The sequence below is a fragment of the Paenibacillus sp. FSL M7-1414 genome (assembly GCF_038003195.1).
Lineage (GTDB): Bacteria > Bacillota > Bacilli > Paenibacillales > Paenibacillaceae > Paenibacillus > Paenibacillus amylolyticus.
In genome coordinates this window covers 2,189,607-2,205,165 of the sequence record NZ_JBBOOS010000001.1, presented here as the reverse complement: position 1 = coordinate 2,205,165, position 15,559 = coordinate 2,189,607, and the positions used below count along the sequence as shown (strand labels likewise).

General features: G+C 45.8%; 15 protein-coding genes. 11 read left to right on the top strand and 4 right to left on the bottom strand.

The window, feature by feature from the left end; genetic code table 11:
* Window positions 1–27 precede the first annotated feature (27 nt).
* Window positions 28–1,629, bottom strand: coding sequence for a DEAD/DEAH box helicase (locus MHH92_RS10040; RefSeq protein ID WP_036609657.1), 1,602 nt, complete (start codon window positions 1,627–1,629; stop codon window positions 28–30).
* Between the two features lie 305 nt (window positions 1,630–1,934).
* Here MHH92_RS10040 and MHH92_RS10035 point away from each other — a divergent pair, with 305 nt between their 5' ends.
* The 4 genes from MHH92_RS10035 to MHH92_RS10020 all read left to right on the top strand — a co-directional run bounded on the left by MHH92_RS10035 (window position 1,935) and on the right by MHH92_RS10020 (window position 6,021).
* Window positions 1,935–2,756, top strand: a complete 822-nt coding sequence (locus MHH92_RS10035; RefSeq protein WP_340903523.1) for a YitT family protein — start codon at window positions 1,935–1,937, stop codon at window positions 2,754–2,756.
* 174 nt (window positions 2,757–2,930) lie between these two features.
* Window positions 2,931–3,119, top strand: coding sequence for a hypothetical protein (locus tag MHH92_RS10030; RefSeq protein ID WP_029880762.1), 189 nt, complete (start codon window positions 2,931–2,933; stop codon window positions 3,117–3,119).
* Window positions 3,120–3,282: 163 nt separating this feature from the next.
* Window positions 3,283–4,464, top strand: a complete 1,182-nt coding sequence (locus MHH92_RS10025; protein ID WP_133384236.1) for a putative glycoside hydrolase — start codon at window positions 3,283–3,285, stop codon at window positions 4,462–4,464.
* A 204-nt stretch (window positions 4,465–4,668) separates the two neighbouring features.
* Entirely contained in the window at window positions 4,669–6,021 is a 1,353-nt protein-coding gene (locus MHH92_RS10020) for an MATE family efflux transporter (RefSeq protein ID WP_340907657.1), read from the top strand.
* A gap of 83 nt (window positions 6,022–6,104) precedes the next feature.
* Here MHH92_RS10020 and pfkA read toward each other — a convergent pair whose 3' ends face one another.
* Window positions 6,105–7,076, bottom strand: coding sequence for a 6-phosphofructokinase (gene pfkA, locus MHH92_RS10015; protein WP_036609663.1), 972 nt, complete (start codon window positions 7,074–7,076; stop codon window positions 6,105–6,107).
* 53 nt (window positions 7,077–7,129) lie between these two features.
* Complete coding sequence (locus MHH92_RS10010; protein WP_017689390.1) at window positions 7,130–8,209, bottom strand: tetraprenyl-beta-curcumene synthase family protein; 1,080 nt, start codon at window positions 8,207–8,209, stop codon at window positions 7,130–7,132.
* Window positions 8,210–8,388: 179 nt separating this feature from the next.
* Here MHH92_RS10010 and MHH92_RS10005 point away from each other — a divergent pair, with 179 nt between their 5' ends.
* Both MHH92_RS10005 and MHH92_RS10000 read left to right on the top strand, forming a co-directional pair.
* Window positions 8,389–9,729 carry a multi antimicrobial extrusion protein MatE gene (locus MHH92_RS10005; protein WP_036670136.1) on the top strand — a complete coding sequence of 447 codons (1,341 nt, stop codon included), beginning with the start codon at window positions 8,389–8,391 and terminating at the stop codon, window positions 9,727–9,729.
* Window positions 9,730–9,769: 40 nt separating this feature from the next.
* Window positions 9,770–10,942: an MFS transporter gene (locus MHH92_RS10000; protein ID WP_036670134.1), complete on the top strand. Its 1,173-nt coding sequence runs from the start codon at window positions 9,770–9,772 to the stop codon at window positions 10,940–10,942.
* Window positions 10,943–11,098: 156 nt separating this feature from the next.
* On the opposite strand, the gene MHH92_RS09995 is transcribed toward MHH92_RS10000, so the two are convergent.
* Entirely contained in the window at window positions 11,099–11,296 is a 198-nt protein-coding gene (locus MHH92_RS09995; RefSeq protein ID WP_017689394.1) for a cold shock domain-containing protein, read from the bottom strand.
* A gap of 162 nt (window positions 11,297–11,458) precedes the next feature.
* Here MHH92_RS09995 and MHH92_RS09990 point away from each other — a divergent pair, with 162 nt between their 5' ends.
* From MHH92_RS09990 to MHH92_RS09970, 5 genes are all read left to right on the top strand, one after another.
* Window positions 11,459–11,692 carry a hypothetical protein gene (locus MHH92_RS09990; protein WP_017689395.1) on the top strand — a complete coding sequence of 78 codons (234 nt, stop codon included), beginning with the start codon at window positions 11,459–11,461 and terminating at the stop codon, window positions 11,690–11,692.
* Between the two features lie 3 nt (window positions 11,693–11,695).
* Window positions 11,696–11,881, top strand: a complete 186-nt coding sequence (locus MHH92_RS09985) for a hypothetical protein (protein WP_036609669.1) — start codon at window positions 11,696–11,698, stop codon at window positions 11,879–11,881.
* A gap of 213 nt (window positions 11,882–12,094) precedes the next feature.
* On the top strand, window positions 12,095–13,885 hold the full coding sequence (gene pepF, locus MHH92_RS09980) for an oligoendopeptidase F (protein WP_036609671.1): 1,791 nt from the start codon (window positions 12,095–12,097) through the stop codon (window positions 13,883–13,885).
* A gap of 132 nt (window positions 13,886–14,017) precedes the next feature.
* A complete protein-coding gene (locus MHH92_RS09975) occupies window positions 14,018–14,398 on the top strand; it encodes a LapA family protein (RefSeq protein ID WP_047842377.1) in 381 nt (126 codons plus the stop codon).
* A 113-nt stretch (window positions 14,399–14,511) separates the two neighbouring features.
* Window positions 14,512–15,552, top strand: a complete 1,041-nt coding sequence (locus MHH92_RS09970) for a M42 family metallopeptidase (protein ID WP_133384232.1) — start codon at window positions 14,512–14,514, stop codon at window positions 15,550–15,552.
* Window positions 15,553–15,559: the final 7 nt, after the last annotated feature.

Below are 15,559 nucleotides of genomic sequence, written 5' to 3'. Positions count from 1 at the left end.
CTCCATTTTTCAGATCATACGTTTATATTACTCGAAAGAAGAATCTTTCGCTGGACGACGTCCTTCGTTACTGCTTGGACGCGGTTTGCGGTCACGGTTGTAACCACCTTCTCTGCTTCCACCGCCAGTGCCAGTGCTGCTGCCGCTGTTACGATCACGGTTGTAACCGCCACGTCCGCCGCCACTGCTGTTGCGATCGCGGTTGTAACCACCACCACTGCCGCCGCTACCACTTGTGCGGTTACCGCTGTAACCCGATGGTTTACGTCCGCCAGAGCGAACATCAGGTTTACGACGTTTTGCACGGATTGGATCTTCAGGAGTCAGATCAACTTGAGCATCTTTCTTGTCACCTGTCAGGAGCTTCAGTGCAGCCGACAACAGTTGAACAGAATCATATTGCTCAAGCATTTGAATCGCAATACCTTTGTATTCGTTCAGTTCGCCTGATTGTACGATTTCCAGCAAGCGCTCTGCCGTCAAACGTTGTTTACCTTCAACCGCTTCTGCCATTGTTGGCAGTGGTTTACGTGGAATACGGTGACGTGTTACACGCTCGATGAAGTGCAAGTGATCAATCTCACGCGGTGTAACGAAGGACCAAGCAGCACCCTCTTTACCCGCACGACCTGTACGACCGATACGGTGAACATAGCTCTCCGGATCTTGCGGAAGGTCAAAGTTAACAACGTGAGTTACACCAGATACGTCGAGACCACGTGCAGCCACGTCTGTTGCAACGAGTACGTCAATGCTGCCGTCACGGAACTTACGCATTACCGCATCACGTTGATTCTGGGACAAGTCACCATGAAGACCGTCTGCAGAATATCCACGTTTTTGCAAAGCTTCAGCCAATTCGTCAACACGACGTTTTGTACGTCCGAATACAATCGCCAGTTCAGGAGATTCCATATCCAACAAACGGCTCAATGCTTCGAATTTTTGACGCTCAGGTACTTCGATATAGGATTGGTCAATCAATGGTGCACTAACATGTTTCGGAATCACAGAAATGTGTTCAGGATTGTTCAAGAATTGTTGTGCCAATTTTTGAATGTTAGGAGGCATTGTTGCTGAGAACAGCATAGTTTGGCGCTCGTCTGGAACTTGTTTCAGGATGGATTGGATATCCTCCATGAAACCCATGTCGAGCATTTCATCTGCTTCATCCAGTACAACAGTTTGTACATCATCTAGTTTGATTGTTTTGCGGTTGATGTGGTCAAGGAGACGTCCAGGTGTACCAATGATGATCTGTGGTTTTCTTTTCAGTGCACGGATTTGACGCACGATATCTTGTCCGCCGTAGATTGGCAGGGAGCGAAGACCTTTGAAGCGAGTAAGTTTTTCGATCTCTTCGGCAACTTGAATTGCAAGTTCACGTGTAGGTGCCATAATAAGGGCGCGGATTTTCTCGTCACTTTTTGAGATTTTGCTGATCAACGGAATACCGAATGCAGCTGTTTTACCCGTACCTGTTTGAGCTTGACCAATCAAATCTCTGCCTTCGAGTGCCAAAGGAATCGCTTTGGATTGGATCGGTGTTGCTTCTTCAAACCCGAGCTCAGTGATGGCTTGCAGCACCAGTGGTTCAAGATTGAAATCTGTAAAGTTTAAATTTGTCAAAATTATTCATGCTCCTTTTATATGGTGGACATGGTGGACAATCCACTTTGTTGTCTGTATTCTTAAGTAGCGTTAATATTTATAGGGTATCCCAACGGGACGAATTATTTTCACTAACGAATATAATTCCATGAATGGGTCCCCAACATAAGACTAAAACTACATACATGTGTTTGAAACATTTCAAAATTTTATTGCTCCATTTAGGAAAAGTTTCCTACTCAAGAATATCCACAAATTATTATATCACAAAACAATTCAAGATTACCAGCAATCTGGTTTTAAATATAAATGAGGTGATTAAATTGCCCAAAATAATTTGGCACTCTTTAGTGATCATTTTGGGTGCTGCAGCTATTGCCTGCGGCTTCAACTGGTTTTTGGTCCCCCATCAGCTTTTAAGCGGCGGGGTGTCCGGTATTTCAATGCTTCTGGGTTATTTTACAACGTTGAATCTTAGTATAATGTATTTTGTTCTTAACATTCCCCTGCTCATTGCAGGTTGGTTTATTCTTGGACGACGCTTCATTACATTAAGTATTCTTTCGGTAGCAGCCACTTCCTGGTTCATTGCGCTTCTGCCTGTTTTTGCTGTGGCTACAGACCCTTTACTTAGTTCTGTATTTGGCGGTGTGCTTATTGGAATGGGTACTGGCGTTTCCTTCCGAATCGGCGGCTCCACAGGAGGACTCGACATTGTTGGGTCCATTTTCACGCGTAAACGAGACTTTCCGATTGGTACAGTGATGGCCGGTATGAACGGTACGATCATTATGCTTGCAGGATACCTGAGTGACAATTGGAATACGGCCTTGGCCTCGATGGTATCCATCTACATTACAGGCAAAGTGCTTGATCTGATCCATATCAGTCACGTCAAAGTAACACTGTACATTATTACAAACGAAACCGAAGCCATGTTAAAAAAATTACTTGTTCGGCCTCGTGGAGTTACCAAAATTAAGACTCAGGGAGCCTACACGGATATTGAGAAGGACATGCTCATGACCGTCACCACCCGCTACGAGTTGGTTGAAATTAAACGTATTATCAAGGATACAGATCCAAACGCTTTTGTTAACATTGTGGAAACGGTTGGTGTTATGGGTTCATTTCGCAGAAGTTGAGACACCTGTACGGTTAACAATTCACAACATTGTGGTATAATAACGGTGTACGGCTCCTAAATATGTTGTATAGCAGGTTCAACCCTTCAATTTCACAGGCCATATGCTTTCCCGAATCGCGCCGAATGACTTACCATTTTGGAATTCGAGTAGGAAAGGGTGATTATTGTGGATATGGAAACGGTAAAACTGTTTGAGATTGTCAACAGATGGTGCCCGGAAATGCTCCCTTTCTTGAAACCGAATGAACTCGACTCACTGATTGTCCTCCGGGATGGGCTGGGCATCCTGGAACAGGGAGACGCAATGGAAATCATTCAGTACAGTATTTGTGAGCATCAAAATGAGATTTACATTCAATAATTTTTTTCAGATTGATCACGCCGCTTCTTGCAGGGGATTTCCTCAGCAGGAAGCGGTTTTCATTTTTTCCATGTGTTTCATTACTTGATTAATATGGTTAAAAGCCCAGAGGCTTTAATGTATAATTCATACATGGAATGCACACATAAGGGAGTGGAAATGAATGAACATGTTTTGGGCTTTACTGGCTATGGCCTTTGGAAGCTTTGGTGGTGCCCCCGCAGTGGCGGACCAGGGAAATCCTCAATTCCAATCGTTAACCAACAGTTTTAACACCGCAATTATCCAATCTCAAAAAGATCAGGTTGTTATTGATGCCGATAACCCACCTGCCAAAATTGATCCTCAACCTGATGCACCCGTGGTCAAAGGTATCTATGTAACGGCCTACAGTGCCGGCGGTGCACGTATGAAAGAATTGCTGGAACTGACCGACAGTACAGAACTGAATGCCATGGTCATTGATATCAAAGACGATCTCGGATACATAACTTATCCCACAGAAAACAAAGCGCTTCAGAAAATGGGTAAATCCCAACCTTTTATTCGGGATATCGATGCCTTGATGAAACGATTGCAAAAACATGAGGTCTACCCGATTGCACGTGTCGTTGTATTCAAAGATACGATTCTTGCCAAGAAAAATCCGGAGCTCTCCTTCCGAAACAAGGATGGATCTGTATGGGCAAATGGCAAAGGCGACAGCTTTGTGAATCCGTACAGCAAGGAAGTATGGGACTATAACATTGAGATTGCCAAGGAAGCTGCCAAGCTTGGATTTAAAGAGATTCAATTTGACTACGTTCGTTTCCCGGAAGGTTTCGAAACTCGAGCCGATGTACTGAAATACACCAAATCTGACAAGTCACGCGTCGATGTTGTGGCTGAATTCGTGCAATATGCACGCAAGGAGTTGGCCCCGCTAGGGGTCCGTGTCTCGGTTGATATTTTTGGTTATGCCGCTTCTGTACCTGCGGCTGAGGGCATTGGACAGGATTTTGTTAAGATATCCGAAAACGTGGACGTCATCTCACCGATGGTATACCCTAGTCACTATTCTACTGGCTGGTATGGGGTCAAGGACCCTGACAAAGATCCTTACACAACCATCAAGGGTTCAATGGAAGATACACACAAGAAACTAGACCCTACCAAAGAACTCAAACCCGTCATTCGTCCGTGGATTCAGGACTTCACAGCAAGCTGGCTGGGCAGTGGGCATTATATCAAGTATGGCAAGAAACAAGTGGAAGACCAGATTAGAGCGATGAAAGACATGGATGTGCATGAATATCTGCTCTGGAATGCGTCCAACCGTTATACATCAGGTGTACAATATAAGTAATCCGCACTCTTTCATACTTCTCATTTCATCCAACCTCGTTCTGCTTGAAGCGGAGCGAGGTTTTTTGGTGTTCATTTTTCTCTGTACACCCCTACTCTGCTTCTGTCCCTATTCAAATTGAACAAAATCCACTACAATAAATAGCTGTCCAGATATGACACTTGGATGACATCTCTTTAGAATAGCGAGGCACTGCCAGTGAACATGAACACAACAAGTTTTTCCCAAAAAGTGAAGCAATTCCTGATTATATTTTTGCCCATATTCACCACTCAAATCGCCCTCTCTGCCATGTCGTTCTTCGACACCAATATGTCAGGCAAGTTTTCTCCGGCCGACCTTGCAGGCGTCGCAATCGGCACAAGTCTATGGATGCCAGTTCAAACTGGACTAAGCGGGATTCTGATCGGTATTACACCTGTCGTTTCCCATCTGTTAGGTTCCAAACGTAATGATCAGATCGGGTATAACGTCATCCAGGCGCTGTATCTCGGGATCGCAGTCAGTCTCGTCGTTATCGGAGCCGGGGCGTTGTTACTTGGCCCTATACTGAACGGAATGCCTCTGGAACCCCGAGTTGCCCAAGTTGCCTTCTATTTTTTGTGCGCACTTGCTTTTGGCATTATCCCACTCTTCGGATATACAGTGCTGCGCAGCTTCATGGATGCACTTGGCCAGACACGGACTACGATGTTTATTACGTTAGTTTCCCTGCCCGTTAACATCTTTCTAAATTATCTGCTGATATTCGGCCGCTGGGGCTTTCCACAATTGGGCGGTGTTGGTGCTGGTGTTGCTACAGCATGTACATACTGGCTGATCTTTCTTATTAGTCTCTTTTTTGTCCATCGGGTCGAACCTTTCGCCCAGTATGGCATTTTCCGTCAATGGACCCGTGTCTCATTCTCCAAATGGAAAGAGTTACTCAAGATTGGAGTGCCCATCGGATTTGCGACTTTTTTCGAAACGTCCATCTTCGCTGCTGTGACTTTAATGATGAGCCGTTTCGATACCACAACCATTGCTGCCCACCAGGCGGCGCTGAATTTCGCTTCTACGCTCTACATGTTGCCTGTGAGCATATGTATGGCTCTTACGATCCTTGTGGGCTATGAAGCAGGTGCGGGGCGTCTGAGAGATGCCAGACAATACAGTCTGCTTGGAATTGGTGGAGCCATCGGGCTCTCACTGCTGACAGCGATCGTGTTGATTGTGTTCGGCGAACAGATTGCAGGCGTGTATTCAAACGATCGAGAGGTCATTGCACTTACGCAGCATTTCCTCATCTACGCCATTTTCTTTCAGATCTCGGATGCGATTGCTACACCGACCCAAGGAGCACTACGTGGCTACAAAGATGTTAATCCGGCACTGATCATTACGTTCATAGCGTATTGGATTATTGGTCTGCCTGTAGGTTACCTAACAGCTACGTATACTTCACTCGGTGCCTTCGGATACTGGATTGGACTCATTGCCGGCCTTGCTGTAGGAGCAACAGCGCTTCTCTGGAGACTCTTTCGGGTACAAAAACAAGCCGCACTCCGCAAGGCGTAACATTGATATACTCACTCCGTGAAACAACAAAAAGAGCACAATCCACCTTAAAGCGGGATTGTGCTCTTTGCGTATGAATCGAATTATTGGGACAAACGTTGTGCAAGCTCGTAAGTCACCATATCGAAATCTTTTTTTGTGTTAACCACTTTATCAATATCCGTCAGGGTAAGTTCACCCTTGATAATGCCACAACCTTTGTCTGTCTCGCCTGCGATCAGACTGCGAACAGCGAAGTCGCCAAGACGGCTTGCCAGGTTACGGTCGAAAGGTGTTGGCGTACCCCCACGCTGAATGTGACCTAGAACGGTTACACGTGGCTCATACGTTGGGCAACGTTCCATCAGTTCTTTTGCTACATCCTCACCCTTGCCTACGCCTTCTGCAACGATGATAATACTGTGACGTTTGCCATGTGCAAAGTTAGCTTTCATCCGATCTGCTACTTCGTCCATATCAAATGGAACTTCTGGGACAAGAATCGTTTCAGCACCCGAAGCAAGTCCGGCATGCAGAGCGATATCCCCACAGTGACGACCCATAACTTCAACGATGGAAGAACGTTCGTGTGAAGACATCGTATCACGTAATTTGTTTACTGCATCAACTACTATGCTTACAGCTGTATCAAATCCGATGGTATAGTCGGTGAATGAAACATCGTTATCAATCGTTCCTGGCAGACCCATGGTGTTAATGCCCAGCTTGCTCAGTTTGTTTGCTCCGTTGTAGGAACCATCCCCACCGATAACAACCAGACCGTCAATGCCACGCGCACGCAGAATGTCCGCACCTTTTTGCTGACCTTCAGCGGTATAGAACTCCTTGCAACGTGCCGATTGAAGAACCGTTCCCCCACGTTGGATGATATCCCCTACACTCCGCAAATCCATTGGGAAAATGTCATTATTCAAAAGACCCTGGTATCCACGTTGAACTCCAAATACTTCGAGACCGTGAAACAGTCCGCTGCGAACAACCGCACGAACAGCCGCGTTCATCCCCTGTGAATCACCACCGCTCGTTAATACTGCGATTTTCTTTACTGCTGTCATGATGTTTCTTCCTCCTCTAGTTTCACTTCAGGCTCCGCAATATCACACCTGACTTACATATTTTTCCGTATCCAGCGACTGAAAATGAAGAAAAATATTCTTGTGATCGGACTATTTTTCAGCAGACGTTTGGATACAACGCGAACTTCCTGTTGTTCGCTAACTTTGGGATCAGACAGGTAAATGGCAATCAGTCCTTCGATGATCATCCGGTGAAAGGAGCTTCCCGGAATCTTCTGCACATCGCTGCGTGCCATCTCCACAATAAAAGCAATTCGGTCCAGCATTGTCTCCACATTCTCATAATAGTTGCAGAAGTTGAGATCTCCCCCGATGCGGTCCTCATCCTGATCAATTAAATAATCGAGCATAATGTGCAATGCGCATACATGTGGGAAATAGGCCGTGTGGATCGAGGCCGCTTGCTCTTCAGTCAACTGATCGTCACTCGCAGCCAGAAACAGCATGAAAACGCCCAGTGTAGAGCCAGTTGCAGCAGCAAATTCGTTCCAACGAAACTGAGGTGTGCGATGACGATGCTCCGACCACCATTCGAGCAGTGCCGTTTCTCTCAGTTCCGGCTTGATATGCTTATATACCTGCAGGTCCGTGTATAGGCCTGCCAGATCCTGAATTTGGGGCTTGGCGGACGTATAGCCTGGTAACTGACGGGTCAGTTCCTGACATGTGGTCACCAGATTCCGCAGATATCCACCGTCATCCTGCTCCTCACGGAGGGCATAATAATTGACGGGAATTGCTTCGGGATCTACCGCATCAAGCATGGATTGATGGAGAAGACGAAAGTCATCCGGGTCCATCGACGTGCTGCGGTCGCACAGATTGTCCAAATAATCACTAATAGTTTGATATGAAACGATCAGCGGAATCAGAATGTGTCTGTTTGGCAAATCAGCTAATGCGTAGACGGTTCCGCCTTCACAGTGAAACTGTTTATCCTTCAGACTGGCAAGTGCCTGTGTACGCAATTCCTCATTCGGAATCGCCTCAGCTTGAGCACGCCATCCATTCAGTGCCTTCCGTGTTTCCGGAATGGTGTATTTGTACACCCCTCTCATCAATGCCAGCGGTCCACGCGGATATTGATGACGTTTTCGATTTGATTGGCTCAAAATAAATGTGCCTCCACTTGGTTGAATACGTATTAGAGCGATTTTTAACCATTCCTATTATAATATGATCCCCTTAATTGTACAAATGATCTGCCGTATATTCCGCATAAAAAATCGCATCCGCGCCCAAAGCTTTGTGATATACTAGGCATATTTCATCCATCAAAGGAGTCGTTGACATGTCGTCAAGTGAATCACTTTCGTGGAGACGGTTATTTTCTTTTTTTGTGCCACTTGGCATTTCCGCCTCTCTCGTCACCATTTCTCACGTCATTATAAACAGTACATTAGCACGTTCCGCTCATCCCGAGACGGTTATTGCCAGCTATGCCATCGCCGGTAGCTTGTTAACCCTCACGGAACGCCCCTCCACCCTGCTGCGGCAAACCTGTTCCGCACTGGTTCGCGATCGCCTTTCCTTTCAGGCCCTCACGTTTGTGACCAAAATATTTCTTGCCTGTGTGCTTCTCATTGGGTTTCTTATCGTATACTCTCCCGTTGGTACCGGGGTGTTCAAATACTTGTTTGGTGTAAGTCCGGATCTGCTGAACAAAGTCATCGATGTATATGAAATTCTCATGTATGTAAGTATCTTTTCAGTGATCCGCAACATCTATCAGGGGATCATCATTACGAATAACCGCACCAAGTGGTTAACCATCGGGATGGTATTCCGTTTAGCCGGAATGTACGGCCTATCCCTCTATTTCATATACACAGACAGCATTGACAGCGGACGTGTAGGCGCTATCATTTTTGCTGCTGGCATGATGATTGAAGCGCTCGTCAGCTTTCTGGAGGGAAACAGCATCAAGCGCAAGATGCCAGCCAAGCTTGAGGATCATCCCGTCGAGAGCAAGGGAGACGTATTTCGCTTTTATAAGCCACTGCTTTTATCCAGCTTTGTAGCGCTGTTCATAGGACCGGTTATTAACATCGTACTTGGCAAAACGACCGGGATCGCACTAGCCATTTCATCCTTTGCCATAGCAAGCAGTCTGATGCAGTTAATGCTAAGCTTCTTTACATACATCCATCAGATCGTGCTGAATTTCTACCTTGTGGACGCCAAATTGGTACGAAAATTCGCACTTGTCACCGGATTTATTCCGTTTGCGATGATGGTGTCAATTGCCTATACCCCCTTGGGACCATGGGTACTCGAAAATGTCATGAGCGTTCAGGGCGAACTTTTGCAACAAAGTCTGTGGACACTGCGTGCGTTCGTCTTATTTCCGCTGATCTTCCCTTTTCTGGATTTCAGCAATGGTCTCATTCTGCTTCGCGGTCAGACAAAAACGATGTTTCGTTCACAAACGGCGAATGCAATCTGCACGGTAATTGTGCTGCTTATACTGGTTAGTATCTTCCCTGCGTGGAACGGCATGATTGGCGCTGTAGCCCAATCCCTTGGCCTGCTCGCCGAACTTATCATTGTCTGGCTCGTCATCCGGCGCACGAAGCAAGAACCTACGATGTCCGTGCCTAGAGCCCGTAAATCAACATCCCTGAAAGGGTAATAAAATCATTGAATTGTTATCAGGATTGGAGTCTCTCATCATGAAATTAAGTCACAACGCCCGCCCGGATCAGAACTGGCTTCGGGCTCTCATGTTCACCATCTTTGGTTCCACCGTCCTGGTGGTATCCTACTTCCAGCTTTACTTCAGTCATCTGGGTTTCAGTCGGGCTGAGATTGGATATCTCTACGGAATTGGCCCCCTCATCTCTGTGTTCTCCAATATGTTCTGGAGCATGGCCAGCGACCGCTACCAAACGGTACGCAAAGTGATGATCATTCTGCTTGGTGGTCAATTGATCACAGGGATCATGCTCGCCAATGCAACAACTTTCGGTCAGGTATTTGTACTCGTGACCCTGTTTTACTTTTTCTATTATCCGGTCTATCCACTCTCCGATACGATGGCTATTACAACGGCCAGCAAGTACGGCCGAAATTTCACTTCCATTCGAGTCTTCGGCTCGATCGGTTATGCCTTCTTTGCATTAAGTATCGGGTATTTCCTTGGATCTTTTGGTCCAGCATGGACGATTTGGGTCTGCGTTGGTCTTGCTGCAACTACACTATTGATCAGTTTTCAATTGAAGGATCAACCTTCGGGAAGCAGTAGCAAAATGGATCTATCGGGGTTATGGGCTATTTTGAAACGCAGAGATGTGCTCACCTTTTTTGGCTGTGTATTTTTGCTTGCCATGGGACATCGCATGAACGAAGCATTCCTTACCATCACGCTAAAAGATCTGGGTGCCAGCGAGGGGCTGATCGGCTGGTCTTTGCTGATCTCTTCCGTAAGTGAAATCCCCATATTTCTATTGCTCAGCAAGTATGGAAACCGTTATAAAGAACTGCCGCTAATTGCTTTTGCTGCACTGATGTATACGGTTCGTTTGCTTCTCATGTCTGTCTCCGATACACCTGCAGCTGTTGTTGCGATTCAGACGATGCACAGTGTTACCTTTGGTATTTTCTACGTTACGGCGGTCCGCTACATCATTCGCCTAGTTCCGGACGGCTACAGAGCTACAGGTATGGCTTTGTTCACCATTGTCTGGTCCAGTGCTTCGGGACTTCTTAGTGGAACGTTGGGCGGACTGCTGCTGGAACATGCAGGCAGACAAACCTTCTATCTCACCGCTATGGCTTTCTCCCTAGCTGCACTAATCGGTTTCGGATTGAAGTTATGGTCCAGCATGACCAATCGTGTCTCGTGAACACACAGGGAAACTTACATCGTATTCAACCGTTATATACACTGAAAATTTTAGAATCAAAAAAAGCACAGCCTCCCATGGGGGGACTGTGCTTAGGTTCTTAATATTCAGCTATAAATTTATAATATATAAGAAGTCCGTTAGCCGGATAAATTCTTACAGTTTGTTTACGTTAGCTGCTTGAGGACCACGGTTTCCATCAGTGATTTCGAATTCTACCGCTTGACCTTCTTCCAATGTTTTGAAGCCATCTCCTTGGATTGCGGAGAAATGTACGAATACGTCCTCGCCGCCTTCAACTGAAATAAAGCCATAGCCTTTTTCTGCGTTAAACCATTTAACTGTACCTTTCAAATGAAAAACCTCCTAAAAATATCGCCATCTATGGCGAATACCCTTATTATACTGTATGGGCTTCCATTTTGCAATTTATCTTTCCATAAATGTCGAAAAAATTTGCTTTGAATCGTAGGGTACGGTATCATTTTACCAAAACCGTTAGTTTGGAGACTACCTATGATAAAAAAACATGAAATATACAAAACAGACAAGTGGAATATGATGACCGTAGAAGTTCAAGGCAAATATCTCGTACTGCGAGAAATTTCGGAAGAGTGGGGCGAAGAATGCCATACATTCCTTAGCCGTCCTGCATTAATGCACTGGGCTGAACGCCGTTTTCCAAAAGCAGATTTTGAGAACCGTGAGGATGAATGGCGTCAATTGATGGCTGCCTTCAAAGGGGTCTAACCCATGCAGCTTGACTCAAGCAATGTCGTCATCTTTATTATCCTTGCCTTCTCCCTTGGTATTGTGCTTATTCTGGGACGCAATTCCATCCCGGATCGATTAAGACGGGGAATGGCGCTTATTGCTACCCTGCTCATTTGTTTCGCCTTTTTCCTGATCGTTTATTTTCTGTATAACATGGGAGCCTAATCACGGGGACCCAGATGCTCAAATATTTCAACGTGCCTAAGGTCATACTATACGAGATTATTCGTATCGTAAGGAGGAAAGCCGTTGAAATACCAGAAATCGCTATCTGTTATCCTGGTACTTAGTCTGATTCCTTCGTCTCTCTCCGCACAGGCAAGCGAGACGAAGGCAGCTTCGTCCATACATTCATCAGATCATCAAAGGAGGATTTCCATGAGTCAATTATTGAAACGTTCCGAGGTGCCGGCTGAACATAGCTGGAAACTGGAAGATTTATTTGCCGATCAGAAAGCCTGGGATCAAGAATATGAAGAAGTATCGTCTTTGACCAAGAAGGCCTCCGAATTCCAAGGCAAACTGAATCAACCTGATGTACTCAAATCTTGCTTCGAATTCGAAGATGAGATCAGCCTCAAAATAGAACGCCTCTTTGTTTACGCACGCATGCATCAAGATGAAGACACAGCGAATCCTACATATCAAAACCTGTCCCAAAAAGCCCAGAAATTAGGCGTACGGGTTGGTGAAGCACTTTCTTTTGTCACACCGGAGATTCTTTCCCTGCCGGATGATCAGTTGGACGCATTTATTGCAAACGAAAAACTTTCTGCTTATACATTTACGCTGGAAGAGATGAAACGCGAAAAAGCCCACGTTCTTAGCCAAGCAGAAGAGGCTTTGCTTGCACAGGTAGGCAACCTTTCACAAGCACCACAGACAATCTTCAGCATGTTGAATAACGCCGATCTCAAGTTCCCAAGAATCAAGGATGAACATGGTAACGAAGTTGAGCTGACACACGGCAGCTACATTCAGTTTCTGGAGAACCCTAACCGTGAAGTTCGCGAACGTGCCTTCAAAGCGGTATACGAAACGTATGCCAAACAGAAGAACACAATTGCGGCTGCCTTGAATGCAAATGTAACCAAAAATATGTTCTATGCTAATGTTCGGAAGTACCCTTCCGTGATGGAAATGTCCCTATATGGAGATAACATCCCAACGGATGTGTATACCAATCTGGTAGACACCATTCACGAGAGCCTTCCGTTATTGCATCGTTATATGGACCTGCGCAAAAAGTTGCTGGGTGTGGATCAATTGCACATGTACGATCTGTTCGCTCCACTCGTAGACGAATACAAAATGGATATTACCTATGAGGAAGCGAAACAAACGGTTAAAGACGGTCTGAAACCACTCGGCAAGGACTATGCTGACGCATTGCAGACTGGATATGATAACCGCTGGATCGATATATATGAGAATGAAAATAAACGTTCAGGCGCATATGCCTGGGGCGCTTACGGCACTCACCCGTATGTCTTGTTGAATCACAAAGATAACCTGAACAGTATGTTCACACTCGCACATGAAATGGGTCACGCTCTGCATTCACATTACTCGGATACAACACTTCCGTATCGTGATGCACAGTACACCATCTTCTTGGCTGAGGTTGCATCCACAACCAACGAAGCGTTGCTGATGGATTATCTGCTTAACAAATCAACAGATCCAAAGGAAAAATTGTATCTGTTGACCTATTATGCCGACCAATTCCGTACAACGGTATTCCGTCAGACCATGTTTGCTGAATTCGAGAAAATCATTCATGAACGTGCGGAACAAGGTGACGCATTAACACCACAATTGTTATCCGAGATCTATTATGATCTGAACGTTAAATATCACGGAGAAGGCATGGCTGTTGACAAAGAAATTGAAATGGAATGGGCTCGTATTCCCCACTTCTATAACAGCTTCTACGTTTACAAATATGCTACAGGCTTCTCCGCAGCAACAAGCTTTTCCAAGCAAATCCTGGAAGAAGGCCAACCGGCTGTTGACCGATATCTTGGCTTCCTGAAGAGTGGTGGAAGTGATTACTCCATCAACATTCTGAAAAAAGCAGGTGTGGATATGTCTACACCACAGCCAATTCGTGAAGCTATGAGTGTCTTCAAGGAACTGATTGAACAGATGGAGCAACTAACCAAATAAGGTTGTCTTTCCATGTGACCTGCATCCCTTGCCCGTTCGGGCAGGGGATTTTATCATCATTGCAAGATGCAACATACCCGAATATGGGTAATGCATATCTAGTTCTCAATTGTTCAACAAGGAGGCAACACCATGAAAATGCAATGGGCACTCATAGCAGGTCTTGTTTTTGCACTGCTCACGGGAATCTTTGCGGTTATTAATGTGGATTCCGTACAAGTCAACCTGTTATTTAACACGGTACAAATCCCGCTGATCTTGCTGATTCTCGGCTGTACCCTGATCGGTGGAATTATTGTAGGGTCATATGGCATCTATCGCCAATACAGACTGCAACGTGAGAATAAACAATTGAAATTGCGTGTATCTGAATTGGAAAGTTCCGCGACAAGCAAATCTACGTTGGATTCTTTCAAATCGATGGATTCGCTTGACTCAAATGAATCCGACAGCCTATTGGAGAATGATTCGATCCAGAGTCAGCGCAAAGGAAACCCTACGGGAACACTGTAACCAATCAGAGACAGCCTGCTGGCGAGTCAGGAATGGTAGTATCACATTCTCTCCCCCAGACAGGCTGTATTTTGTTTCACACCATACCCATGATCCGAGGAGGAAATTACACAATGAGTTTTACAATTGATGAATCATACGTTCTGTCTTTCCTGAAAAAATTGTTGGATACACCAAGCCCAAGTGGTTACACACATCATATTATCGAGATGATCCGGAAGGAAGCAGCAGCACTGGGCATCGCTTGTGAGCTGAATAACAAGGGCGGTGCTGTGCTTACATTGCCCGGACAGGACTCTTCCAAGACAATCGCTTTAAGCGCTCACGTGGATACGCTAGGGGCCATGGTACGCTCGGTTACATCCTACGGCACATTGAAGCTTACCTCTGTCGGTGGCTTTTCGATGCAAAGTATTGAAAACGAATATTGCAGCATCCATACCCGGGATGGAAAAACATACACAGGCACCATTCTCTCCCTTCATCCGTCTGTCCACGTCTATCCGGATGCACGTACCTTTGAACGGTCCGAGAGCCATATGGAAGTTCGAATCGATGAGGTCGTCTCCTCCAAGGAAGATGTGTTGAAACTCGGGATCTCTGTCGGCGACTTTATCTCCTTTGATGCTCGCGCAGTCATCACGCCGAGTGGTTATATCAAATCACGTCATCTGGACGACAAAGCCAGCGTGGCTGCCCTCTTTGGCATCCTTGAGTCTGCACATCGCGAAGGCTGGAAACCATTACATAACGTCTCTCTGCTGATCTCGAACTATGAAGAAGTTGGACATGGCGCATCGTATATCCCTGCGGAAATCAGTGAAATGATCGCTGTAGACATGGGAGCTATGGGTGATGACCTGAGCTGTAAAGAAACCGACGTTTCTATATGTGCCAAAGATTCTTCTGGCCCGTATGACTACGATATGACCAGTCGTCTCATTGAACTGGCCAAACAAGATGGAATGGATTACGTCGTGGACATTTATCCCCACTATGGCTCAGATGGCAGTGCAGCATTACGCGGAGGAAACAATATCCGTGCAGCACTGATCGGTCCTGGAGTTCATGCATCTCATTCCATGGAACGTACACATAAGGATGCTGTCCTGAATACGGCACGATTGCTCGCAGCCTACATTACAACCAAGTAAAACAGAA

Excerpts from the sequence above, each read along its gene's own strand:
- pfkA (WP_036609663.1), bottom strand. The coding sequence starts at position 7,076 with ATGACAGCAGTAAAGAAAATCGCAGTATTAACGAGCGGTGGTGATTCA.
- MHH92_RS09970 (WP_133384232.1), top strand. The coding sequence starts at position 14,512 with ATGAGTTTTACAATTGATGAATCATACGTTCTGTCTTTCCTGAAAAAA.
- MHH92_RS10025 (WP_133384236.1), top strand. The coding sequence starts at position 3,283 with ATGAACATGTTTTGGGCTTTACTGGCTATGGCCTTTGGAAGCTTTGGT.
- MHH92_RS09990 (WP_017689395.1), top strand. The coding sequence starts at position 11,459 with ATGATAAAAAAACATGAAATATACAAAACAGACAAGTGGAATATGATG.
- pepF (WP_036609671.1), top strand. The coding sequence starts at position 12,095 with ATGAGTCAATTATTGAAACGTTCCGAGGTGCCGGCTGAACATAGCTGG.
- MHH92_RS10005 (WP_036670136.1), top strand. The coding sequence starts at position 8,389 with ATGTCGTCAAGTGAATCACTTTCGTGGAGACGGTTATTTTCTTTTTTT.
- MHH92_RS09985 (WP_036609669.1), top strand. The coding sequence starts at position 11,696 with ATGCAGCTTGACTCAAGCAATGTCGTCATCTTTATTATCCTTGCCTTC.
- MHH92_RS10020 (WP_340907657.1), top strand. The coding sequence starts at position 4,669 with ATGAACACAACAAGTTTTTCCCAAAAAGTGAAGCAATTCCTGATTATA.
- MHH92_RS10030 (WP_029880762.1), top strand. The coding sequence starts at position 2,931 with ATGGAAACGGTAAAACTGTTTGAGATTGTCAACAGATGGTGCCCGGAA.
- MHH92_RS09975 (WP_047842377.1), top strand. The coding sequence starts at position 14,018 with ATGAAAATGCAATGGGCACTCATAGCAGGTCTTGTTTTTGCACTGCTC.
- MHH92_RS10000 (WP_036670134.1), top strand. The coding sequence starts at position 9,770 with ATGAAATTAAGTCACAACGCCCGCCCGGATCAGAACTGGCTTCGGGCT.